General features: G+C 46.0%; 20 protein-coding genes. 10 read left to right on the top strand and 10 right to left on the bottom strand.

Annotated elements, in window-relative coordinates:
• Nucleotides 1–2 precede the first annotated feature (2 nt).
• Nucleotides 3–821 (top strand): EAL domain-containing protein, encoded by an 819-nt coding sequence (locus J4N44_RS21450; RefSeq protein WP_252045765.1) that lies wholly within the window; start codon nucleotides 3–5, stop codon nucleotides 819–821.
• Nucleotides 822–936: 115 nt separating this feature from the next.
• On the opposite strand, the gene J4N44_RS21445 is transcribed toward J4N44_RS21450, so the two are convergent.
• Complete coding sequence (locus tag J4N44_RS21445) at nucleotides 937–1,473, bottom strand: RNA-binding S4 domain-containing protein (protein WP_009696717.1); 537 nt, start codon at nucleotides 1,471–1,473, stop codon at nucleotides 937–939.
• A 126-nt stretch (nucleotides 1,474–1,599) separates the two neighbouring features.
• On the opposite strand from J4N44_RS21445, the gene J4N44_RS21440 reads away from it, so the two are divergent.
• A complete protein-coding gene (locus J4N44_RS21440; protein WP_252045764.1) occupies nucleotides 1,600–2,553 on the top strand; it encodes an endonuclease/exonuclease/phosphatase family protein in 954 nt (317 codons plus the stop codon).
• Here J4N44_RS21440 and cra read toward each other — a convergent pair.
• A complete protein-coding gene (cra, locus tag J4N44_RS21435; protein WP_252045763.1) occupies nucleotides 2,543–3,538 on the bottom strand; it encodes a catabolite repressor/activator in 996 nt (331 codons plus the stop codon). The two genes, J4N44_RS21440 and cra, sit on opposite strands and share 11 nt — an antisense overlap.
• A gap of 419 nt (nucleotides 3,539–3,957) precedes the next feature.
• Here cra and fruB point away from each other — a divergent pair, with 419 nt between their 5' ends.
• Genes fruB through fruA form a run of 3 tightly spaced genes read left to right on the top strand, consistent with a single transcriptional unit; the run spans nucleotide 3,958 to nucleotide 7,845 of the window.
• Entirely contained in the window at nucleotides 3,958–5,091 is a 1,134-nt protein-coding gene (gene fruB, locus J4N44_RS21430) for a fused PTS fructose transporter subunit IIA/HPr protein (RefSeq protein ID WP_252045762.1), read from the top strand.
• Between the two features lie 11 nt (nucleotides 5,092–5,102).
• Nucleotides 5,103–6,092 (top strand): 1-phosphofructokinase, encoded by a 990-nt coding sequence (gene pfkB, locus J4N44_RS21425; protein WP_252045761.1) that lies wholly within the window; start codon nucleotides 5,103–5,105, stop codon nucleotides 6,090–6,092.
• Nucleotides 6,093–6,111: 19 nt separating this feature from the next.
• Complete coding sequence (gene fruA, locus J4N44_RS21420) at nucleotides 6,112–7,845, top strand: PTS fructose transporter subunit IIBC (RefSeq protein ID WP_005451669.1); 1,734 nt, start codon at nucleotides 6,112–6,114, stop codon at nucleotides 7,843–7,845.
• A 175-nt stretch (nucleotides 7,846–8,020) separates the two neighbouring features.
• Here fruA and J4N44_RS21415 read toward each other — a convergent pair whose 3' ends face one another.
• Both J4N44_RS21415 and J4N44_RS21410 read right to left on the bottom strand, forming a co-directional pair.
• Nucleotides 8,021–8,515: a hypothetical protein gene (locus J4N44_RS21415; RefSeq protein ID WP_252045760.1), complete on the bottom strand. Its 495-nt coding sequence runs from the start codon at nucleotides 8,513–8,515 to the stop codon at nucleotides 8,021–8,023.
• Nucleotides 8,506–9,333: a winged helix-turn-helix domain-containing protein gene (locus tag J4N44_RS21410; protein ID WP_009696723.1), complete on the bottom strand. Its 828-nt coding sequence runs from the start codon at nucleotides 9,331–9,333 to the stop codon at nucleotides 8,506–8,508. Before J4N44_RS21410 ends, J4N44_RS21415 begins: the two co-directional genes overlap by 10 nt.
• Before the next feature lie 306 nt (nucleotides 9,334–9,639).
• On the opposite strand from J4N44_RS21410, the gene J4N44_RS21405 reads away from it, so the two are divergent.
• The gene (locus J4N44_RS21405; RefSeq protein ID WP_050933074.1) at nucleotides 9,640–10,203 is read left to right on the top strand and encodes a porin family protein; all 564 of its coding nucleotides are present in this window, start codon (nucleotides 9,640–9,642) and stop codon (nucleotides 10,201–10,203) included.
• 126 nt (nucleotides 10,204–10,329) lie between these two features.
• Here the strand turns inward: J4N44_RS21405 and J4N44_RS21400 are convergent, their stop codons facing one another.
• The 4 genes from J4N44_RS21400 to J4N44_RS21385 form a co-directional block, all read right to left on the bottom strand.
• The gene (locus J4N44_RS21400) at nucleotides 10,330–11,046 is read right to left on the bottom strand and encodes a COG3650 family protein (protein ID WP_252045759.1); all 717 of its coding nucleotides are present in this window, start codon (nucleotides 11,044–11,046) and stop codon (nucleotides 10,330–10,332) included.
• Between the two features lie 239 nt (nucleotides 11,047–11,285).
• On the bottom strand, nucleotides 11,286–14,345 hold the full coding sequence (vmeV, locus tag J4N44_RS21395; protein ID WP_252045758.1) for a multidrug efflux RND transporter permease subunit VmeV: 3,060 nt from the start codon (nucleotides 14,343–14,345) through the stop codon (nucleotides 11,286–11,288).
• Nucleotides 14,345–15,406 (bottom strand): efflux RND transporter periplasmic adaptor subunit, encoded by a 1,062-nt coding sequence (locus tag J4N44_RS21390; protein ID WP_252045757.1) that lies wholly within the window; start codon nucleotides 15,404–15,406, stop codon nucleotides 14,345–14,347. Before J4N44_RS21390 ends, vmeV begins: the two co-directional genes overlap by 1 nt.
• Nucleotides 15,406–16,479, bottom strand: coding sequence for an efflux RND transporter periplasmic adaptor subunit (locus tag J4N44_RS21385; protein ID WP_005451653.1), 1,074 nt, complete (start codon nucleotides 16,477–16,479; stop codon nucleotides 15,406–15,408). The genes J4N44_RS21390 and J4N44_RS21385 overlap by 1 nt, the downstream gene beginning before the upstream one ends.
• A 163-nt stretch (nucleotides 16,480–16,642) precedes the next feature.
• On the opposite strand from J4N44_RS21385, the gene J4N44_RS21380 reads away from it, so the two are divergent.
• On the top strand, nucleotides 16,643–17,368 hold the full coding sequence (locus tag J4N44_RS21380) for a TetR/AcrR family transcriptional regulator (RefSeq protein WP_005451652.1): 726 nt from the start codon (nucleotides 16,643–16,645) through the stop codon (nucleotides 17,366–17,368).
• A gap of 194 nt (nucleotides 17,369–17,562) precedes the next feature.
• Here the strand turns inward: J4N44_RS21380 and gcvT are convergent, their stop codons facing one another.
• Nucleotides 17,563–18,681 (bottom strand): glycine cleavage system aminomethyltransferase GcvT, encoded by a 1,119-nt coding sequence (gcvT, locus tag J4N44_RS21375; protein WP_009696728.1) that lies wholly within the window; start codon nucleotides 18,679–18,681, stop codon nucleotides 17,563–17,565.
• A gap of 260 nt (nucleotides 18,682–18,941) precedes the next feature.
• Complete coding sequence (locus J4N44_RS21370) at nucleotides 18,942–19,565, bottom strand: helix-turn-helix domain-containing protein (protein ID WP_005431308.1); 624 nt, start codon at nucleotides 19,563–19,565, stop codon at nucleotides 18,942–18,944.
• A 379-nt stretch (nucleotides 19,566–19,944) separates the two neighbouring features.
• Here J4N44_RS21370 and J4N44_RS21365 point away from each other — a divergent pair, with 379 nt between their 5' ends.
• From J4N44_RS21365 to gcvP, 3 genes are all read left to right on the top strand, one after another.
• The gene (locus J4N44_RS21365; protein ID WP_252045755.1) at nucleotides 19,945–21,240 is read left to right on the top strand and encodes a serine hydroxymethyltransferase; all 1,296 of its coding nucleotides are present in this window, start codon (nucleotides 19,945–19,947) and stop codon (nucleotides 21,238–21,240) included.
• Nucleotides 21,241–21,291: 51 nt separating this feature from the next.
• Entirely contained in the window at nucleotides 21,292–21,672 is a 381-nt protein-coding gene (gcvH, locus tag J4N44_RS21360; RefSeq protein ID WP_005451648.1) for a glycine cleavage system protein GcvH, read from the top strand.
• Between the two features lie 129 nt (nucleotides 21,673–21,801).
• Nucleotides 21,802–24,666 carry an aminomethyl-transferring glycine dehydrogenase gene (gcvP, locus tag J4N44_RS21355; protein WP_252045754.1) on the top strand — a complete coding sequence of 955 codons (2,865 nt, stop codon included), beginning with the start codon at nucleotides 21,802–21,804 and terminating at the stop codon, nucleotides 24,664–24,666.
• Nucleotides 24,667–24,722 lie beyond the last annotated feature (56 nt).

Genomic DNA, 24,722 nt, shown 5'->3' with positions numbered 1-24,722 from the left:
TCATGGAGTTAAAGAAGCAGTCCGATTACGAGCAATACATAAGGCAGGACAGCCTTGGCGAATATTACGTCGTGCTCAATCAATATACTTTCCATAGTGTTTATCAACCAATCTTCGATAAACACCAAAACATGATCGGGATGGAAGCCCTATTGCGCATTCGAGGCGCAGACGGAGCCAACATTCGTCCAGATCTTTTCTTTGCCGATGTCAGCATAGATACCTACTTCCGACTTTGTATGGAGTTTCTATCTCGGGCAATTCATATCCGAAACTTTGCACGTCATTTCGCAGGTTCGCCGATAAAACTATTTCTAAACGTCATGCCGCAAACCTTATTAACACTGACCAAAGACATGGGTTTTAAAGATAACGGTTTGCTGTATAAGCGGTTGCATGAGCTAGGTATGGAACCCTCTGATGTGGTCTTTGAGGTGGTTGAAGAGTCGTGTGGTGATACTGAATTACTGATCCAAGCGGTACAACTAATGCGAGCTAATGGCTTTCTTTTCGCCATTGATGACTTTGGTTCCCACCATTCTGATATGTCACGCGTTAAGCAACTCTGTCCCGACATTATCAAGATAGACCGTTCTTACCTTCTTGATTACTGCTCTGGCGATACGCTTGCGATTGCCAATGCAGTTGAACTGGCTGAAGAGATGAATGCGAAAGTTGTTATTGAAGGGGTTGAGGAAAACATGCAGCTCTCCGCTATGCAAGCGCTTAATCTTGATTACTACCAAGGCTTTTACCTAGCTAAGCCAAACTCGATTAACCACTGGACCAAACACGCGCAAAACAGCGAAGTTTTACACTAACCAATCAGCCCCAAATTCTTATCAGTCAAATCAACAACCGCAAAATACAAAAGCGCCGCCTTGGTCAATAACCGAAGCGGCGCTTGTGAAATTATCCGTGTTATAGGTAAATCACTTAGAAGAAGTCGATAGAGTTACGCCCACTCTTTGGATCGCGACTCACTTGAGGCTTGTCTTCTTTCTTACCTTTCTTGGCAGATTGAGACAATGCTTCTTTCTGTGCCTTACGCTCTTTGTGCGCCGCTTTACGACCCGTCGATTGAGGACCTTTAGCTTTTTTCTCATTCTTATTCGAACGAGATTTTTCTTTACGCGCGTTTTGTGCGTCCTTCTTCGCCTTCTTCTCTGCTTTTTGCTCCGCAGTTTCTGGCTCAGTTACTGGCGCATCGCACACAACGACATAGTATTCTTGGTTGAACTCGAAGAAATCGCCGTCATACATCTTGCGACGCTTGCGCGTTTCTAGCTCACCATTTACCGCAACATAACCTTCTTCGATGATGTGTTTTGCTTCACCACCGCCACTCACCAAGTTTGCGATTTTGAAAAGCTTGTACAGCTCAATTGGGTGCGCGTCGACGTCGATACCGATCGCTTCGATCTCAATCTCTTCGCCTTCTAAATACTCTTCGTGTTCGTAATCTTGGGTCATGTTCGTTACTCATTTTTCTTGATGAACGGAGTTTAAACGGAATGCGTACAAATAGAAACGTGATCTTCACTCAACTTGTCCAATTGGGTATATACTCACCCAATAACTCCTTGAACGAGCAATATTTTGTCTAATAAGAACTGCATTACCTTTGCCACCGCCAATCTGTTCAACTTTGTTGCTCCACCTGGCGCGTATTATGACTTCGAGAACATTTACTCCCTCGACGACTGGCAGGACAAACTCACTTGGACAAAATCACAGCTCGAGCAACTCGCCCCGGATGTCATCGGCTTACAAGAAGTGTTCAGCATTGAAGAAACCAAAGCCTTCTTTACTACAATGGGATATCAGCACTTTGCCAGTGTCGATACACCGCATATTGAGGGTGACTACATCTACTCTCGTCCTGTAGTGGCAATCGCGTCCCGCTTCCCAATTGAAAGTTATGAAGCCGTCACTTTCGATAAAGAAACGCTCAACGCCTTCGGTGATTTCTCTGCGCCCCCTTTCAGCCGAAAACCAATTCGAGCAATCATCGTTCACCCTATCATTGGGCATATTGCAATTTATGTTACGCATTTAAAATCACAAAGACCGGCTGATTCAGAGGCACCTGCAGATGCAAGCAAACCAATTGCGCGCTGGCTATCAACACAACAACGCGGTTGGGAAGCAGCCATGCTATGCGACGCAATGCAAAAGCAGTATGCACGCGACTCAATGCCCACCGTGTTAATGGGAGACATGAACCAAGCCATCACATCCACAAGCGTTAATAAGGTTTTGATTGAACATTACGGTGACAGCGTCACTGATTTGCAACTAAATGATGGGTGGGAATTGCAAGTAGCGCCAACTCTGGAGCCACGCCCAGCAACGCATTACCACTTCGCAAAAGGAAATGTGTTGGACTACATCTTGCTATCGCAGGAATTCGATGCTCATGCAGACATATCGATAGCGGAAGTGACGAGATATGAAGTGCTGGATGCGCACTTAATTAACCCGTCTTTTGAGCGAGATAAAAACGCCAGCGACCACGCGTTTGTGGCGCTGACGGTAGAGATTAAGCTTTAGCGTCGATGTGGCGTTTCACAATCTTACGTGGAATCAACTCAACCCCAGCCTTGTAGCGTTTTGCAGACGCATTAAGCGCCAACTCCATCGCGCTGTCGGCAATGAGTTCAAACTGCTGCGGTAAAGAATTGATTTTGATTGGCAAAAAGTCCAATAGACGGTTATCACCAAAGGTTGCTAGGCGCACTTTCGCCATCAGTTCCGGCTTTTCTAACATAACGTCTAACACCCCTTCGAGTAAGGTGTATGACATAGTCACTAACGCATCAGGTAATTCGTCATTCGCAATCCAACTTTCTAGCACTTTCTTGCCTTCTTCTCGCGAGAAATGCTGACCATATCCTACCAGCACATCTTTGCTTTCTTGTTGGCAAGCAGAACGAAAACCCAATTCACGCTCTTTAGAAACTTGAAGTTCTACTAAAGCGCCAATAAGCCCAATCGATTTGATTTCAGAGGACAAAACCGACTCAGTCAACTCAAATGCCGCGTCAAAATCTTCACTGATCACACAGCAAAAATGCTCATCATCCATTGGACGGTCAAGTGCAATAACTGGCGTGCCCGAGTTTTGCAGCTTTAAGTAATACTCACTGGCAGCCGGCATGCTACTTGCGACAAACAATGCGTCAATACGACGGCTAACCAATGCCTCAGCCACTTTCTCTTCCGTTTGCGGATTATCATCCGAGCAACCAATCAGGATTTGGTAACCTGCTTTACGAGAGTTTTGCTCAATCAGTTTTGCTAAACGTGCGTAACTGGTGTTCTCTAGGTCTGGAATGATCAAACCGAACGAACGCGAGTTTCCCGCACGTAAAGAAGAAGCCGCGTGATCCGGTTTGTAATTGTGCTGCTCTACCACCGCCATGACTTTCTTTTGAGTCTTTTCGCTAATGCGGTACTTCTGCGCTTTCCCGTTAATCACATAGCTTGCTGTCGTCTTTGAAACCCCAGCTAATTTCGCTATTTCATCCAGTGTCATATTCTAAGCCCTATTCTGTGCGCAGGATCATATTAATACATCAACGATCCTTCGATAAGTTGAATTATATGCTGAACCGATTCAGTATAAAAGCTGAAAGGATTCAGCAAAACTTAAAAATTGACGAGAATCACCAAAAAACAGCAAGTGAGGTTTGCTTTGCTAGGCTTTATAGGCAATCAATCACTGGATGATTAAGTTTTGATTTTAAAAACAGTTTCGCTGAGTGTTTTAAAAAATTTGACCAATTGCTGAATCGATTCAGTTTATTGTTAAGGTTAAGCAGTTTCGTAGCAAACAATACTGGTTAACAGGAACAGCGGTTCAGCAAAGAATAGATACACAAGGTTACGCATCGAAGAACGAGCCGCGTAGCCAAGATGAATTAGAAATAGATACCTTAAGGCTGGAGAAGCACCATGCTTAAGCTAAGTAAGAACGACATTACCCTATCTCAATCCGCTACAGATAAGTTTGAAGCGATTAAAAACATCGCTCAAAGCCTGACAGACAAAGGTCTGGTAGAACAAGGCTATGTAGAGGGCATGCTAAACCGTGAAAACCAAAACTCAACATTCTTGGGTAACGGCATCGCAATTCCTCACGGCACCACAGACACACGCTCAATGGTTAAAACCACGGGTGTTGCGGTTCACCACTTCCCAGAAGGTGTTGAATGGGGTGACGGCAATAAGGTTTTCGTCGCTATTGGTATCGCGGCAAAATCAGACGAGCACTTGGGCATCCTAAAGCAGCTAACAAAAGTATTGGGCGCAGACGGTGCTGAAGAGCGCTTACGCAATGCGAAAAGCGAAGATGACATCATTGCCCTACTTCATGGTGACGTTCAGCTAGAAGCAGATTTCGATGCCTCTCTAATTCAACTTCTCTTCCCTGCAAGCGACATGGTTCAAATGAGCGCGGTTGCGGGTGGTCTACTTAAGAATACAGGTTGTGCTGGTGCAGAATTCGTTGCGGATCTTGTGACGAAAACACCGACGCACCTTGGTCAAGCTCTGTGGCTAGTCGGTAGCGATAAGCAAGTAACTCGCACTGGTGTTTCTTTTGTATCAACAGCGAATGACTGTGAGTTTGAAGGCGAGAAAGTTCGTGCTCTAGTTGCGTTTGCTGCTTGCAATAACGCGCACCAATCGATCCTAAGCACAATTTCAAAGCTTGTGTTTAACAACGAACACAACAAGTTACTTGATGCTTCTGCAGAGCAAGTTCTAGCGTTATTCAAAGGCGAAGAAGTAGCAAGCGAAGCATCTGAAGATGGCAACACTGCAGTGTTCAAGATTAAGAACGCGCACGGTTTGCACGCTCGTCCGGGCGCAATGCTGGTCGCGGAAGCGAAGAAATTCGAATCAACCATCCGTGTTGCTAATTTAGATGGCGATGCTAAACCAGTAAACGCAAAGAGCCTAATGAAAGTTATTGCGCTTGGTGTAAAACACGGTCACCAGCTTCAATTCTCTGCTGAAGGTCCAGACGCAGCACAAGCTCTCGAATCCATCGGTAAAGCAATCGCTTCTGGTCTTGGTGAAGGTTAAGGGACGGATTCATGACAGCAACAATTTCATCGACAAAAGCAACAAACAAAGTCGTGACTATTACGCTTAACCCTGCCCTTGACCTAACGGGTTCACTGAATTCACTAAAAGTGGGATCGGTCAGCCTAGTAAAAAAGAGCAACCTGCATGCTGCTGGTAAAGGCGTAAATGTCGCCAAAGTTCTGAGTGACTTAGGTGCGGACGTGACAGTGACTGGCTTTCTAGGCAAAGACAATCCTGAACTGTTCCACCAGCTTTTCGACGACATCAAGGTTCACAACGAGTTTGTTGAAGTCGAAGGCGCAACGCGCATCAACGTAAAGCTGGTTGAGGCAGATGGTCAAGTCAGCGATATCAACTTCCCTGGTGTGCAAGTCACGCCAGAAGAAATCGCTCGCTTTGAACAAACCCTATTCCGCCTTGCAGAAACACACGATTACTTTGTTCTTGCCGGCAGCCTACCTGGCGGCGTAAGCGCAGAGCAATGCGCAACGTGGATTGAAGCGCTGCACCAACAAGGTAAGAAAGTGCTTTTTGATAGCAGTAAAGCCGCATTACGTGCAGGCATCGAAGCGTATCCTTGGTTGATCAAGCCAAACGATGAAGAACTCAGTGATTTTGTTGGCGAACACCTAGCCACACCAGAACAATGCCAAATCGCGGCGCAAACACTTAGCGATAAAGGCATTGAGAACATCGTTGTGTCAATGGGCGCTGACGGTGTGATGTGGCTTAACCAAGGTGAATGGCTACGCGCACAACCACCAAGAATGAATGTTGTAAGCACAGTTGGTGCAGGCGATACGCTTGTTGCGGGCTTGTGCTGGGGTCACATGCAAGTGATGCCGAAAAACGACTTACTCCGCTTCGCTACCGCGCTTTCTGCTCTTGCAGTTAGCCAAGTTGGCGTTGGCTTAACCAGTCAGGAAGAACTGGAGAACATCAAGCTCCAAACACAAGTAACCGAGCTTTACCCTAATACTAACTTAGACAAAAACTAAGGAACAGAAGGTTATCAGTATGAATATTGCCATCATTACAGCTTGTCCAAGTGGTGTTGCGAACAGCATCATTGCGGCAGGTCTACTAGAACAAGCAGCCGCTAAGTTAGGTTGGAATGCGAAGATTGAATGCCAATCAAGCGTGATTGAACCAACACGACTAACAGAAGCTGACATTGAACAAGCAGAAGCGATCGTAATTGCGGCTAACACTCCAGTTGATACTTCTCGTTTCGTAGGTAAAAAAGTCTACTTATCAGATATCAGCGACGTAGCTAAAGATGCATCTGCTTTCCTACAAACTGCAGTAGAAAGCGCAGCAACCTTAGCGCAAGCAACAACTGTTGCGGCACCAGTTGAAAATGCATCAGCGACGAAGAAAATCGTTGCAATTACGGCATGTCCAACAGGCGTAGCGCATACCTTCATGGCGGCGGAAGCACTGGAAGAAGAAGGCAAACGCCGCGGTCACCAAATCAAAGTGGAGACTCGTGGTTCAGTAGGCGCGAAAAACCAACTCACTGACCAAGAAATCGCAGACGCAGATTTGGTAATCATCGCTGCCGACATCGAAGTGCCACTAGACCGCTTCAACGGCAAGAAGATGTACCGCACTAAAACGGGTCCAGCTCTGAAGAAAACCGCAGAAGAGATGGACAAAGCGTTTGAACAAGCAACCGTATACCAACATTCTGGCTCGTCAAGCGCGTCATCAGCGACTGAAGAGAAGAAAGGCGCATACAAACACCTAATGACAGGTGTATCGCACATGCTCCCTGTGGTTGTTGCTGGTGGTTTGATCATCGCCCTATCCTTCGTATTTGGTATCGAAGCGTTTAAAGAAGAAGGCACATTAGCGGCTGCTCTGATGAACATTGGTGGCGGCTCCGCTTTTGCTCTGATGATTCCTGTACTTGCAGGTTACATCGCATTCTCAATTGCTGACCGCCCAGGTCTGGCTCCGGGTCTTGTCGGCGGTATGCTTGCAAGCTCAACTGGCGCTGGTTTCCTTGGTGGTATTGCTGCGGGTTTCATTGCTGGTTATGCCGCGAAGTTCCTTGCAGATAAAGTGAAACTTCCACAATCGATGGAAGCACTTAAACCGATTCTGATCATCCCATTTGTGGCAACCTTGTTCACTGGTCTAGTTATGATTTACATCGTAGGTGGTCCGGTATCAGGCATCATGAACGGTCTGACAGACTTCCTAAACAACATGGGTTCTGACAGTGCTGTACTACTAGGTATTATCCTTGGCGCAATGATGTGTTTCGACTTAGGTGGTCCAGTAAACAAAGCAGCTTACGCATTCGGTGTAGGTCTATTGGCTTCTCAAACTTACGCTCCTATGGCTGCAATCATGGCGGCAGGCATGGTCCCAGCACTTGGTATGGGTCTTGCGACATTTATTGCGAAAAACAAATTTGAACAAAGCGAGCGTGAAGCAGGTAAAGCATCATTCGTTCTTGGTTTGTGCTTTATCTCTGAAGGTGCAATCCCATTTGCAGCGAAAGATCCAATGCGTGTAATCCCATCATGTATGGCCGGTGGCGCACTAACGGGTGCACTATCTATGCTGTTCGGTGCAAAACTAATGGCACCACACGGTGGTCTGTTCGTACTGTTAATCCCTAATGCAATTTCTCCGGTATTGATGTACTTGGTAGCAATCGCAGCAGGTACAGCGGTAACGGGTTTCACTTACGCGTTCCTAAAGAACAAAGCAGAAGCGAAACAACAAGCCGCTGCTTAATCGTCAACGGTCAGCTTGTGCTCACCTAGGCAACGATTGATTAACGATTAACAATGCCTCCCTCGATTTGGCATTCGACACCTCCCTCTGCTTCGGCATTGGGAGGTGTTTTTTATTGTAGAGAGGCGAACAGAAGCGTGGTCAGATAACTAAATATGAAAAAACGAATGAATGACTAAATGCGGTAACAAACAAAGTTACTTTCCTCTGCTTCGCTTTGATTGAAAAAGAACAAACGGTCATTTTCAACTTTATAAATAAAGTCCGTTTTCGTTCCAACATACGAGTTCATGTCGCGGATAAACACTTCGCTTTCTGTCGGTTGGTGATTCCAGCTTACCTTTTGATAATCCACTGATAACTCATGTCCATCGACCTTATACTTACCATTGAAAATCATTTCGTATTCTTTACTTTCACCCGTCTTAGTCAGAAGTGAACCTTTTTGAAAGATATACATATCCCTATCGGAGCTAAACACCACTACAGAGCGATCTTTGATGTGCTCGTATCGTCGATAGCCTTTCGTGATAAAGTCCTCTTCATAGGTCGCACAAGCCCAGCGGGACCCAGTAATCTCATCCGACTGAAAGTACTTTTGATGTACGGCAACGCCAACTAAAGCGAGTGTCAATCCGATATTAAGCACGGCGAGTTTGTTCATTTGCATATTGCGTCCGCCCTCCTCATGCTCTCCAAGATGGTCTCTTTTAACGATTCAATCTCAAGTGAGAAGTTAATGTAGTTGACGTTCTTATTGCTATTTTTAGCAAACGCAAAGGCACGCAAAATGTACGCACCTTCTTGATAAGCTGACTCGGAAACGCGTAAATAAACAATTGCCGGACAGACAGGAAATGAATCCTCATTCAGACTGGTTGCCAAAGCCGAAAGATTAAGCTCATCATGTTTGAGGTCGTAAAAATAAAAGTCCGTTTCAGAGACGGAAAAGTCGTCATATTCAGAATTATTGAGGAAATCAGGATGTGGCGCGAAAGGACGAAAAAACAATACTGCTCCAAGTGCTAAAACAAGTAGCAAACTCAGCATTGGTGCCAAGTTCAATGCCTTATCTCGCGATTCTGTTGGTCTTTGAACGGAAGTTCTAACCGTTTCGGCGGACTCTGGTTCCAATGTTTCTAAATCCGGGATCTGCACTTTTTGTTTAGTGGGTTTAGCGTCGTCATCAATTTCTAGTAAATAGCCAATTTTGCTAACGGTTTTTATCTTTACGCCTTTTGCATCCAACTGCCCTAGCTTCTTTCTCAAGCCCGAGATGACATTAGTTAGTGCTTGATCCGTGACTACCGAACCATCCCAACACGTTTCAAATAACTCCTCTCGAGTGACATGAACACCCTGCTTTTCAATCAACAGGTTCAACACTTGATAAGGGAGCGGTCTTAACGGTACATCACTGCCTCGTGAATTGGACAATTTCCTTGTCGTCGGATCGAGGATTAAATTGGCGAAATAGATTCTATGCATACAGTCTCACTATTTTCTCAACTCCTTGAATTATAGGTTAGGTTTGCAAAATCAAATCAGAAATCTCTCAGTGTTCACAATTCACACCATCGCACTGAATCACCCAGCAGCTCTGCATTGCATCATTAATAAATTACGATGAACAGCCACTGATTACACAAAAAACACACAATTTCGTAAGTATCTAAATCGATTGAAATTATTTGGTTTTTGTTTACTTTTAGTTTAGTTTTTCATCGCCTCACTCGGATAATGAACACTGTTTTAAACACAACAAGACAGACAGTAATACAGAGGTAAATAACAATGAGAAAAGCAGTCATCCTTCTTCTAGCACTAGGCAGTATTCAAACCCAAGCAAATGACTCAAAAGACGTGTCCGGTTTTTATTTGGGAGGTGGTATCGGTAATACTACCTATAGCGATGATGACCCATTCACACAGCTCGATGGTGACGGTACAACCTTTAAACTTATCGGAGGGTATCAGTTCAATCGTATCGTTGGTGTTGAAGCACAATACACAGATTATGGTGCTATTAAGCTTAAGCACACCCCGTTAGATTTGGATGTAAACAGTGTCTCCGTCGCGGCAAATATTGGTTATACCTTCGACAACGGTTTGCGACCATTTGCGACATTAGGCTTGGGATATATCTCGGTTGATATCCCGGAAGGGTTAGGACCTGACGAAGACGAGTTATTACTTCGCGTCGGCGCTGGTCTTGAATATACACCACATCAGCTTAGCAACATCACTTTCCGTGCGGCGTATGAGATGGACCACTTCAACGTCGATTCAACCCGTTCGAGCAAAGATACCGACATCCAGATCGGCTCTTTCTATGCGGGCGCAACGTACAAGTTCTAATAATCAAAGAAAAAGCAAACACATAGAAACCACAAAGGGCGACACTAATTTTAATAGCTGTCGCCCTTTTCTTGTTCGGGTCTGTTTAACCGATACTTATTTTTTCATCATGTACTTTTGTACGACCTACTTCTGCATCGGTACCGCTTCAATATCGACATCCCCCGTGTTCATGTCTACCGTCGCTTGGTAGACACTGTGTGGGTCGCCGTAATGCTTAAACGTAAAATGATAAACATTGGCTGGCGTCCAAATTTCTTGGTCTTCTGCCGGCATAATGTCATAACCATCTTGCTGGTACAGTTCAGTTGCCATCACATAAGCAAGCGCAGTCTGTACCTTAGTATCACGGTCAATTTTTGGCTCTAACGACGGGTTACTTGGGTAAGTGTAACCATTGAAGCTCATTTGACGATATGCGCCGTTGCTCCACACAATAAAGTCTTGCCAACCATTGCTGTAACTGTCAGCCAAAACAACTGGCGTTCTCGTAACTGACATGCGGTTAAGAACCTTGCCGTTGTTGTCAAACATATACGCGCTACAACCGCCACTGCCGCAGAAATAGCGATCTTGAAGCAATACAAAGTGCTCCGCTACTCCATCGCTATTTAAATCCGCTGAGCCTGTTAGGTAACGAATTTTATCGTTTTCTAAAGAAAGCCCTTCAGGGTTCAAAATGCTTTGGTCGATCCAAGTTGCGATAGTTGCCGCATCGACACTTTTGATTTCCACAGGTGCTTCAGGAGCTGTGGTATTTGTAGAAACACTGTCTGTAGAAGAACAGCCAATAAGCGTTAGTGAACCTAGAAGGAAGAGTCCGTGTAATCCACGATTTATCATTTGCGTTCGCTCTTTTAATCATGATGTTTTGTTAGTATACGCATCATTTATCAATCGCTTGCAAGAAAATCATAAAAATCCGTTAAGTGTTCACCAAACCACCCACTTTGTCTTTTTCGCTTTTATCTACTCTTTTTCTTCTCAAATCTCGTTTCTCATCCCTATACGCCAAGATCAAAAAAGCCCTGAGGAAAATCCCCAGGGCTAGGCAGGAATCTGACAGAAGTCAGGTTGGTCCCTTATGCAGTGGTTGGTTTGATCTTAAACAGAATTGCAAACATGACTGGAACGACAATCAATGTTAGCACTGTAGCAAAACCAAGGCCTGCCATAATCGTAATCGCCATTGAACCGAAGAAAGCATCAAACACGAGTGGAATCATACCCAGAATCGTTGTCAGTGCTGCCATACTTACTGGACGAACACGGCTAATCGCACTATCAACAATGGCTAAGTAAGGATCCTTGCCTGATTCAAGCTCAAGGTTAATCTGGTCTAGAAGTACGATACCGTTTTTCAGAATCATACCGCTTAAGCTCAGCAGACCAAGGAAAGCAGTAAAGCTGAATGGCATGTTTGTCGTCAGAAGACCAAACGCCACACCGATGATAGACAACGGCACCGTGAACCAAATAACCAGTGGTTTCTTTAATGAGTTAAACAGAAGCATCGTAATGATGAACATTAATAGGTAACCCATTGGCAATGAGCCAAACAGCCCTTCTTGCGCATCTTTTGATGACTCGTATTCACCACCCCAAGTAATTTCGTACCCCTCTGGAATGTGTAGCGCCATCACTTTTGGTTGTACACGAGCAAACAAGCTTGCCGCGGTATCGTCACTCAATACGTCATGGTCAGCCAGTACCGTTAGAGTACGTTTACGGTCACGACGTTGAATCAACGGCTCATCCCAATCCAATTTCACACCGTCAATCACTTGATCAACTGGGATGTACGTCTGTAACGATGGACTCCAAATGTTCACGTTTTGCAGCGATTCAAAGTCAACACGCTCCGCTTCTGGTAGACGCGTCATGATAGGCAGAATATGCGTACCATCGCGCAAGAAGCCTAGTGTGCTACCGCCAAACGCCATTTGTAGCGTACTTGAAAGATCTTGCTTCGAAATACCTAAGCGACGCGCTTTCGATTCGTTAAATACCGGTACAAGCTCTTTAGTACGCTCACGCCAATCATGACGAATATTGCGAGCGCCTGGGTCAGTGTGCAGAATGTCTTCTACTTGTACTGCTAGCTCACGCAGCACTTGTGGATCTGGACCAGTAATACGTGCCTCAATCTTAGAAGCTGGCGACGGACCAAACTCCATCAGCTTGAACTGAAACGTTGGCTTATCAAACGTCTTCGCTAGATTGTCGTCTAGCTTGTGCAGAAGCTTGAACATGTTGTCACGGTCCGTAGTACGAACTTGGAACTGTGCGTAAGCTTCGTAACTCTTTTCCGGCTGGTAAGTCAGAGCGAAACGCTGCAAACCTTGACCAATCGAGGCAGAAACAAAATCAATATCATCTTGCGTACGAATGTAGCTTTCTACTTCTTCTGCTTTCTTGATGGTTTCACGAATATCTGTGCCTTCAGGCATCCACATATCAACGTAGAACATCGGTGTATTTGAAGGTGGGAAGAACTGTTGCTTAACACTACCAAACGCAACCACTGCACCCACAAGTAACGCCACCATGCCGGCAACGGTCAACCAACGAAAACGAAGTGCAAGTTTCAAAGACGCACCAAATGCAACGAACAACCAGCCTTTGTATGGGTCTTCATCTTCAGCGTCCGCGCCTTTGTCTTCTTCTTTCAATAGAAGATCTGCTAGAAACGGCGTTAACGTAATTGCAGTAATCCAGCTTAAAAATAGCGAGAAACACAATACCCAGAACAACGAGCCCATAAACTCACCCGTCGCGTCTTGAGATAAACCGATAGGTGCGAAAGCAGTGATCGCAATAACGGTAGCACCAAGTAATGGCCACTGGGTTTGTTTTACAATATCCGTTGCCGCTTGAACTTTAGTACGACCCTTCTTAAGACCAACCAATATCCCTTCGACAACAACAATGGCATTATCCACCAGCATACCGAGGGCAATGATAAGTGCCCCCAGCGAGATACGGTGCAGCTCGATATTGTTGTAGTTCATTAATATGAAGGTACCGAATACCGTCAACAGCAGAACCAAACCAATGATCAAACCACTACGCAGCCCCATGGTGAACAACAGTACGATAATCACGATCGCAACCGCTTCTGCCAAGCTAATAACAAACGCTTTTACCGAGTCATCCACTTCTTGTGACTGGTTGTAGAAATAGTTCATATCGATACCAGCAGGCTTGATCGTTTCAAGGCTTGCCAGTTCCGCTTCAATACGTTGCCCCACTTCTACCACGTTCACACCTGACGCAAACGAGATACCAATGTTGATCGCTTTCTTACCGTTGAACAATAGAACATTGCCCGGTTTTTCTTGAATACCACGGCTGATGGTTGCAACATCTTTTAGGCGGATCAGATTACCTGTATCACGACCGTGAATAATCAGGTTCTCCAAGGCTTCTACGGTGTTTAATGTGCCGCTAGGACGAATAATTAGACTCTCGCCGTTCACCATCACTTCACCAGCAGAAACCACATTGTTCTGTTGGTTCAGCAAACCAGAAATCACGTTCATGTCGAGGTTAAGCGCAGCTAAACGATCAAGAGATATTTCAACGAAAAGCATCTCTTGCTGATCACCAGCAATGTCCACTTTGCCCACACCGTCGATAAGTTCAAGCTCACGCGTAAGTTGGTCCGCGTAACGCTTTAGTTCGATGTAATCGTAGTCATCACCTGTGAGCATTAACATCACGCCGTACACGTCGCCAAAGTCATCAATGATTTGCAGAGATTGAACACCTTGCGGCAAAGTTGGTTGCAAATCGTTGATCTTACGACGCATTTCATCCCAGATCTGCGGCAGTTCATCAGGACCGTAGTCCATCTTCATGCTCACCATAATCTGTGACATACCACTCGAAGACGTTGACGTGATCTTATCGATATAAGGCAACTTACGGATCTCTTTTTCAAGCGGATAAGTTAGTTCTTCTTCCACTTCTTTAGAGGTCGCGCCCGGATAAGTCGCAACCACCATCGCATCCTTAATGGTAAATGCCGGGTCTTCTAATCGACCAAGTTCTAAGAACGACGTTACACCGCCGATCGCAAGAATAACGATAAACAGCCAGCTGATGACTTTGTTCTTAATTGAGTATTCAGCAATGCTCATTATTGTACTTTCTCCACCACGTCCACATGCTTACCTTCACGAAGTTTGCGTAAGCTGGAATTCACTAATACATCGCCTTGAGCAACACCCGAGGACACAATCGCACCTTCACCATTAACTTGATTGATGGTCACGGCAACTTTTGTGACCGCGTCACCATTTAATTTCCAAACGAAAAACTCACCGTCATGACTGCCCGCTTGCAGCGCTGTCATTGGGATGTTGTAGCCATCAATAGACGTAATGCCTGCCGCTACCATATCAACCGACACGCTTACGCTTGTGCCCGGCAAAATCTCTTGCTCAGGCTGAGGCATCGTCAGGTACATTTGGTAAGTTTGTGTTTGCGCATTTGGCTCACTGGTGTGCTCCAAGTAGTTCAACTTATACCGCTTTTCATCACCTGAGAACGTTGCTTGAGGTTGGTAACTAATGCTTTGAGTGTTTGGATTCACCATTGCTAATACGTTATCTGACAGCTCAATACGAACGTACACTTTGTCACTTTGATAAAGGTTTAAAACCGGCTCACCAATCGCAACACGCTCGAAACGCTCTTTAAATACGTCAGAAACTTTGCCTGCAAACGGGGCAAACAAACGGGTGTAATTCAACTGGTTTGTCGCGTTATAGAAGTTCGCTTCTGCCAGCTCCTTGTTTGCCGTTAGTTCGTCTAGCTCCGCTTTCGAAATCATTTGGCGGCTGTGCAACTCTTCCCCACGTTTAAGCTGACGAATAGCAAGCGTGTATTGCGCCTCGGCATCATTGACTGCTTGCTTCTCTTTACTGTCATCAAGCTTAGCGATCATCTGACCTTCTTTGACTGTGTCACCAGCTTTCACCAACACATGTTGCACCTCACCGGCTCGGCGAAACGCAATCGGAGTTTGTTCAGCAGGCACTACTTGTCCTTTAAAGGTGCGGAACTGGCTCTTTACTGGAACATCGACAGAGACCGTCGACACATACAAAGGTTGTTCAACAGCTGCTTCTTCGTTGCTGTTACAACCAGTCAGCACTGCAAGCGCAATAGCAGAAACTGTAAATAGTGAACGTTTCATTAGATACCTTCCTCACGAACCCAAGCTTTCACCACTTGACCTTCAACTAAGCGCTCAACACCCGCGATGACAACATAGTCGCTCTTGTCTAGACCCGACTCCACACCACCATTTTCATTTAGTGACAAGGTCACTTTATTCACCTGTTGTGTTTCACTGTCCATCACCCATACTTCGCCTTGAGTTTCGCTTTTGCTTACCCACGCCGCGCTTGGCAGCATCACAGCATCCGAAACATTTTGCTTAGCGATATGAACTTGACCTGTCATCCCCGTCAGCAAGTTACGATCAGACGGACGAGTAATGGTCACAATCGCTTCATAACTGTTAGTGTCTGCGTTTGGCTGAGTCGAAATCTCTTTGAATGTGCCTTGAATGCGATTGTTTGGTTCGCTATCCATCGTTACCCACATTTCCGCGTCTTTTAATGTGTTCAGTGACACCGCTTCTGCATACGTGACGGGCAAAGTGAACGACACATCCAACGTGGTATTGTCGATAAGGTTTAGAATTTCTTGTTTCGCCGCGACAACTTGGTACGGCTTCACGTAGGTGTAAGAAACCACACCATCAAACGGTGCATGAATCTCTGTGTAGCTTAAATCTGTTTTTGCTTGCTCAAGGTTTGCCAGTGCGGCTTTGTACTGGGTTTCTTGCTGGTCATAGCTATCAGTACTGATCAGCTTCTTGTTGTACAAACTTTTCGAGCGTTCCCATTGGGTTTTCGCTAACGAATATTGCGCTTGCGACGCATCAAGCGCCAATTGCAGATCTTTTGGGTCTAGCGTTGCAAGGACATCGCCCTGCTTCACTTCCTCGCCCATTCTGACGATCAACTTCTCAATTTCGCCACCAACCTGAAATGAAAGTTGGGCTCTGTACGTTGCATCTATTCGCGCAAGGAATGCATCGGAATCGGCAACAGTCAGATCATTAACAGCAAGTAATTTTACAGGTTTGATTAATGGCTCGGACGGTTCTGATACGGCTTTGTTACACCCTGTCAGCATCGTAGCGAGGCTCAATGCCACCGCTGCTCCGACAAATGTGCGCTTTAGGTATTGTTTTCGCACTGGCTTTCTCCATCGACTTTTCATTTACTACACAGCCGTGCAGTATAAGAACAATAAAAAAATGATCAACATATTTTCCACATGGATAATAAAATAATTAGTCAAATCGTCCGGTTTCTGGTAAAAATAAGCGCGTTGAATAATATTCGGGAAAATTCGAACTATGACAGAGAGAAAGCAAGGCCGTAGGAGTGCTGAAGCCGCTGAGCAAACTAAGTGCCTGATTCTTAGAGTCGCGGCAGATATGTTCTGTGAGTTAGGTTATGAACGAGTTTCGCTTCGAAACATCAGTGAAAAGGCTGGTGTCTCCCATAGTTTGATTCGCCACCACTTCGGAAGCAAAGAGAAGATCTGGCAAGCCGTAAGTGATGCCATGGACGAGTTCATGCAGGGTTACATGGCGCAGCTGGTTAACGAAATGCCAGCAAACACCCCGTCTAATCAGAAGATTTACCTATTCATGGTAAGAATGCTTGCGTTCGCGCTGGTTAACCCTCACCCAGTGCAGATGATTGCTGACGCAATTCGCCAAGGCGATGATGCGCTACTGCAATACTTCTTAAGATCGAAAGACGAATTTGCAGCGATTTTTACCGACCTCTTTGCGGACTACAATGTTGAATACCCTGAATACCAAATCGATCAGTGGGAATCAAAATGGCAAATGCTGGTATTTGCTCATGGCGCGATTAGCCTAGCTCCAATGATGCAAGAGACATGGCCAGAAGACGCAAACAACCGCGACAAGATGCTGATCAGACACTGGGAATTGTTCAACACCATCATGGCAAGCCAATTTAGTGTGAATAAAGAAGACATGATTCACCCAGACAAATTGAGTGAAGTGGTTATCGATATGTGTTGCCCGATTGAAGAATTAAGCGCGTAATCAACACCTTCAGAATAACGTAAAAATGCCGAGCAATTTGCTCGGCATTTTTGTTTATGCTTTTCGTTTCAAAGAGGAAACGAAATGGAACCTACTTAATAGTTGCTTATTCCTAAACGCGACACTATAGCTATACAGCGCGTGGGAAGTAGATTCCTAGTCTCGCTTTGGCTCGCTGGAATGACGAGCTTTAATTAACCACGGTAGTAGCGTTGCGGTACGAAAGGCATTTTTTCTACCGTCATTGGTAGCATCTTGCCGCGTACTTCTGCAAATAGCTCTGTACCGATAGCCGCAAGATCGGCGCGCACGTAACCCATAGAAACTGGCTTACCAGCATTTGGACCTGCTGTACCACTGGTTACTACACCAATCTTGTTGCCATCTGCATCGTACAGTTCTGCACCTTCACGCACAGGCGCTTTTGTTTGACCAACCAAGCCAATACGCTTACGAGCAACGTCTTTTGTTTCGATCTGCTTAAGAATGATGTCTGCACCAGGGAAACCACCCGCACGCTCACCATCTGCGCGACGTACTTTTTGGATGCCCCATAATAGGCTTGCTTCAACAGGAGTCGTCGTTGTATCTAAGTCATGACCGTATAGACACAGACCACATTCAAGACGAAGTGAATCACGAGCACCAAGACCGATCCACTCTACTTCCTCTTCGCCAGTTAGCTTACGAGCAAGCTCTTCTGCTTTGTCAGCCGGTACCGAGATTTCGTAACCGTCTTCGCCAGTGTAACCACTACGAGAAACAATGCACTCAACGCCTAGTAGTTCAACTTTGCGAACATCCATGAACAGCATCTCTGCTACTTCAGGAGCAAAACGCGCTAGTACTTCTGCTGCTTTAGGACCTTGAATCGCAAGCAGTGCACGATCATCGATGATTTCCAGCTCAACGCCGGAAGGAAGATGCGCTTGAAGGTGTGCAATGTCTTGCTCTTTACATGCTGCGTTCACAACCACAAACAGATGGTCACCAAGGTTCGCGACCATCAAGTCATCCATGATACCGCCCTGCTCATTAGTGAAGAACGCATAACGTTGCTTGCCTGCGCCTAGATCTACGATATCAACAGGAACTAACGTCTCTAGGAAAGCTGCCGCACCATCGCCAATCAAACGAAGTTGACCCATGTGAGAAACATCGAACAGACCTGCTGCATCACGTGTGTGTAAGTGTTCTTTCTTAACGCCTAGTGGGTATTGAACTGGCATGTCGTAACCCGCGAACGGGACCATCTTTGCGCCTACTTCAACATGAAGTGCATGCAGTGGTGTTTTCAGAAGTTCTTGAGTCATTTTCGTCTCCATTTAGATAGACCCGAGAATGCTGTCGGCATTCAATGTGTTTCCAATAATAAACACGCTTGATTCAATTTTGCACGAACAAGACATCGCTCGACTTTCAAAAGTGTGACTTTTAACATTTTAATCACAACAAAACGCACAAAAAAGGCGCTCTGTTGAGTGAGATATCATCAACAGAGCGCCATCATAACGCATTCAAAACAGATAGCAATCGTTTGCTTTCACTATAGGAAATTTACAACTATTTATCACTATTTGGCAGTCACCCACAAAATGTGCGCGTCTTCCTCACTCACACTGGTCAACATATGACCCATGTTCGCATCGTAATACACACTGTCGCCTTCGCTTAATACAACAGGCTCATAGAACTCAGAATAAAACATAACTTCACCTGATAAGATGAGTAAAAACTCTTCCCCATCATGGCGAACCCAGTCTTTGTATTCATCAAAACTGCGGGCACGGATTTGGCTCTTAAAAGGCATCATTTTCTTATTGGAAAGTTGAGTCGCCAGCAGCTCGTGCTCGTAAGTTTGGGTTGGGTGCGGTTTGCCCTCTTTCTTTTTGGTCACATCGCGACGCCCAGTTGCCACCTTTTTCCTTGGCGGTTCAAATAGTTGCGGCATATCGATCTGCAATCCGTGAGCTAGCTTTTGCATCGCTTGGAAGGTAGGAGAAATCTGTTCATTCTCGATCTTACTTAACGTAGAACGCGCAAGTCCAGTACGTTGGCTCGCCTCTTCCAAAGTGATACCAAGTTTAGAGCGGATATCTTTAATGCGCTGACCGAGCTTAAGCGGTTCAATATTTTGGTCTTGTTGCTCTTTCGCCAACGTCATTGACGGGTATTCATCGTAAATACTTTCTGCCATAAATCCCTCTGTAAATATCCTTTATTCCTTCCTATTAGCATTGTGCATGAACCCTATAATGGATAAAAGTCCACCGAGTTAATTAAAGCGTGCTCTTGTTAACAAAACCAGAAATCTCGTTTCCTATAGGAAATTTTTGGTTGATTGTTCGTTCCGCAAGCGCTATGTTACCAACTTGTTAGATGTAGAGATGCACATTTCCGTAAGAGATTGGACAAGAGAAACCACAATCCGACGGAGTTTTAACCCACTTATTCGGGTCGAAAGTCACTCTGTTCTGCTATGCAGTTCAGCTGTTTTGAGGACAAATGAGCCACCATCGCAATCAAACAACTATTTCTACTGCGGGTTCATTTTCAGATTTGGAAGGTCAACTACCATGAACAAGAGTTACCCTAACCACAGCTTGGAAAACTTTTTCTCTACCAACCTCTCCGCGACAGATGACGCTGTCTTTGCTGGAATTCAGGCAGAATTCGCTCGCCAAAACGAACAAATCGAACTTATCGCTTCTGAGAACATCGTGTCTAAAGCGGTAATGCAAGCTCAAGGCACATGCCTAACAAACAAATACGCTGAAGGTTACCCAGGTCGCCGTTACTATGGTGGTTGTGAGCACGTAGATACAGTGGAAGCCATTGCTATCGAACGCGCGAAAAAACTTTTCAATTGTGAATACGCAAACGTTCAACCACACTCAGGCGCACAAGCAAACGGCGCAGTAAAACTGGCACTACTTCAACCTGGCGACACTATTCTTGGTATGTCTCTGGACGCAGGTGGTCACCTAACACACGGTGCACGCCCTGCACTTTCTGGTAAGTGGTTTAACGCAGTTCAATATGGCGTTGACCGCGAAACACTAGAAATCAACTACGAAGACGTTCGCCAACTAGCACTTGAGCACCAACCTAAAATGATCATCGCAGGCGGTAGTGCTATTCCACGTACTATCGACTTTGCAAAATTCCGCGAAATCGCAGACGAAGTAAACGCGATTCTTATGGTCGACATGGCGCACATCGCCGGTCTTATCGCAACAGGCGCGCACCCTAGCCCGCTTCCTCACGCACACGTGGTTACGACTACAACCCACAAAACACTGCGTGGTCCACGTGGCGGTATGATTCTGACCAATCACGAAGATATCATTAAGAAAATCAACTCAGCGGTATTCCCAGGTCTGCAAGGCGGCCCACTGATGCACGTGATTGCTTCTAAAGCAGTTGCGTTCGGTGAGGCGCTTGGTCCTGAATTCAAAACTTATATTGATTCAGTGATCAACAACGCAAAAGTTCTAGCGGAAGTATTGCAAACTCGCGGTTGCGACATCGTAACCGGTGGTACTGACACACACCTAATGCTGGTTGACCTTCGCCCTAAAGGCTTGAAAGGTAACAAAGCAGAAGAAGCACTAGAGCGTGCAGGCATCACATGTAACAAAAATGGCATCCCATTCGACACAGAGAAGCCTATGATTACATCGGGCATCCGTTTAGGAACGCCTGCGGGTACAAGCCGCGGCTTTGGCACTGAAGAATTCAAACTCATCGGTAATTGGATTGGTGACGTACTGGACGGTTTGGTGAACAACCCAGAAGGTGACGCAGAAGTAGAAAAACGCGTACGCAAGCAAGTGAAAGAGCTTTGCAGTCGTTACCCTCTTTACCAATAAAAGATTTATTAAATCAGAAACTATCCTGACAAGTTATTTGGAGATTAAGCAATGGACAAAACACTGAAGTTTACAGATAGCCACGAGTGGGTACGTGACAACGGTGACGGCACAGTAACTATCGGTATTTCAGAGCACGCTCAAGAGATGCTAGGTGACGTAGTTTTCGTTGACCTACCAGACGTGGAAGATGAAGTCGAAGCGGGCGAAAGCTTTTCTTTGGTTGAGTCAGTAAAAGCCGCTTCAGACATCTACTCACCAATCACTGGCGAAGTAGTTGAAATCAACGAAGAGCTTGAAGACAGCCCAGAGCTAATCAACGAAGAACCATACGAAGGTGGTTGGATTGTGAAAGTGAAGCTTTCAAACCCATCTGAGTTGGATGACTTAAAAGATGCGGAAGAATACCTAAGCTCTATCGAAGAAGAGTAATTAGGATGAGACGAAAGCTGTCCCCTAGCATAACGATTAGTGGACAGCTTTTTTTCTAGGTTCGGACGTATAATTTAGATTATCAGTAGCGTAAATCCGTTACCCGAACCAAGGAGTAGGTAAAGGACAATGACTGAATTACTTCAAAGCCTCAGCACACAAAACGAGTTCGTTGCTCGCCACAATGGACCAAACAAATCTGACCAACAAAAAATGTTGGAAGCGATCAACGCAGTAAGCCTTGATGCGCTTATCGACGAAACCGTACCAGCGCAAATTCGCCTAGAGCAGCCAATGAGCTTGGCAGAAGCGAAAAGCGAAGCAGACATGCTGGCAGCAATGCGTAAGTTCGCCGATCAGAACCAAGTTAAACGTACATTCATTGGTCAGGGTTACTACAACACCTTCACGCCAAACGTAATTCTACGTAACGTGATGGAAAACCCGGGCTGGTACACCGCTTACACCCCTTACCAACCGGAGATCTCACAAGGTCGTCTAGAAGCGCTTCTAAACTACCAACAAATGGTAATGGATCTTACTGGTATGGAAATCGCGAACGCGTCACTGCTCGATGAAGCAACGGCAGCAGCAGAAGCGATGACACTTTGTAAGCGTGCGGGTAAGAGCAAGAGTAACGTATTCTTCGTTGCTGACGACGTTCACCCACAAACCATCGAAGTGGTAAAAACTCGTGCGAAATTCATCGGCTTTGAAGTCCTAGTTGGTTCTCTAGAATCACTACCAGAGCAAGACGTATTCGGCGCGCTAGTTCAGTACCCAGGCACAACAGGTGAAGTTCGTGACCTAACGGACATCATCGCAAAAGCACAAGCGAACAAAACGCTGGTAACGGTAGCGACTGACCTATTGGCTTCTGCCCTACTAAAACCTGCGGGTGAAATGGGCGCAGACGTAGCAATCGGCTCGGCACAACGTTTCGGCGTTCCTATGGGTTACGGTGGTCCACACGCAGCCTTCATGGCAACACGTGACAAGCACAAGCGTACTATGCCAGGTCGTGTTATCGGTGTTTCTATCGATACCAACGGCAACCAAGCACTGCGCATGGCAATGCAAACGCGTGAGCAGCACATCCGTCGTGAAAAAGCGACATCAAACATCTGTACCGCTCAAGCGCTGCTAGCGAACATGGCGTCTTTCTACGCGGTTTACCACGGCGCAGAAGGTTTACGTACGATTGCTCGTCGTACGCACCACATGACAGCCATCCTAGCTGCTGGTTTGACTAAAGGCGGCTTCGAGCTTGCTCACAACAGCTTCTTCGACACCATCACCATCAATACTGGTGCACAAACTGAAGAGCTATACGCAAAAGCACTAGCGGCAGACATCAACCTACGTAAGTTGGGTACTCAGCTAGGTGTAAGCTTCGACGAAACCACAACCGTGGCAGACGTAGAAGCCCTATTCGCAGTATTCGGCGTGAAAGAAGAAGTCGCAGCACTATCAACTGAAATTGCTGGCAACGAATTTGCAGCGATTCCAGAAGCACTGCGCCGCACAACAGAATACCTAACGCACCCTGTGTTTAACACACACCACAGCGAAACACAGATGATGCGTTACCTAAAACAGCTAGAGAACAAAGACTTCTCACTAACGCACGGCATGATCCCACTGGGCAGCTGTACGATGAAGCTGAACGCAGCAGCAGAAATGATCCCAGTAACGTGGCCTGAGTTTGGTTCGATCCACCCGTTCGCACCTGCAGAACAAGCAGCCGGTTACGCAGCACTAGCAAAAGATCTGAAAGAGAAGCTATGTGAAATCACAGGCTACGACGCATTCTCACTGCAACCAAACTCTGGTGCATCGGGTGAGTACGCAGGTCTTATCGCGATTCAACGCTACCACGAAAGCCGTGGCGAGGGTCACCGCAACGTATGTTTGATCCCAAGCTCTGCGCACGGTACTAACCCTGCAACAGCGTCTATGGTGTCAATGAAAGTGGTTGTGGTTAAGTGTGATGAAGAAGGCAACATCGACGTCACTGACCTAGCAGCGAAAATCGAGAAGCACAAAGACAACCTATCAAGCATCATGATCACTTACCCTTCTACGCACGGCGTGTACGAAGAGCAAGTGAAAGAAGTATGTGAAATGGTTCATGCCGCAGGCGGTCAGGTTTACCTAGACGGCGCAAACATGAACGCACAAGTTGGTCTAACAACGCCAGGCTTTATTGGCTCAGACGTTTCTCACCTAAACCTACACAAAACCTTCTGTATCCCACACGGTGGTGGCGGTCCAGGCATGGGGCCTATCGGTGTAAAATCGCACCTAGCACCTTTCCTACCGGGTCATATTGAAAACGGTGCAGACGGCGAAAACTTCGCAGTATCCGCAGCAGATATGGGTAGCGCGTCTATCCTGCCTATCTCTTGGGCTTACATCGCAATGATGGGCAAAGCTGGCCTAACAGACGCAACGAAAGTAGCGATTCTGAACGCGAACTACGTGATGGAGCAATTGCGCCCTCACTACCCTGTTCTTTACCGTGGCTCAAACGGTCGTGTAGCGCACGAATGTATTATTGACATTCGTCCACTGAAAGAAGAAACAGGTATCAGCGAAGAAGACATCGCGAAGCGTCTAATGGACTACGGTTTCCACGCGCCAACCATGTCGTTCCCTGTAGCAGGCACGCTCATGGTTGAGCCAACAGAATCGGAAGACTTAGAAGAGCTAGACCGCTTCTGTGATGCGATGATCGCAATCCGTGAAGAGATGGCGAAGGTTAAGAATGGTGAATGGCCGCTAGATAACAACCCGCTTGTTAATGCGCCACACACTCAAGTTGACCTAGCGAAAGATGAATGGGATCGCCCATACTCTCGTGAGCTTGGCTGCTTCCCTTCTAAAGCAACCAAATCTTGGAAGTACTGGCCAACAGTAAACCGCGTAGATAACGTATACGGCGACCGTAACCTAATCTGCTCGTGCCCAAGCATCGATAACTACGAAGATTAATTTTTGTAGAATCTAAATAGACAAAGGCGAACCGATTGGTTCGCCTTTTTGTTGGA

The sequence above is a fragment of the Vibrio sp. SCSIO 43155 genome (assembly GCF_023716605.1).
In the GTDB taxonomy this organism is placed as follows: Bacteria; Pseudomonadota; Gammaproteobacteria; order Enterobacterales; family Vibrionaceae; genus Vibrio; species Vibrio harveyi.
This window is presented reverse-complemented; position numbering and strand designations above follow the sequence as displayed.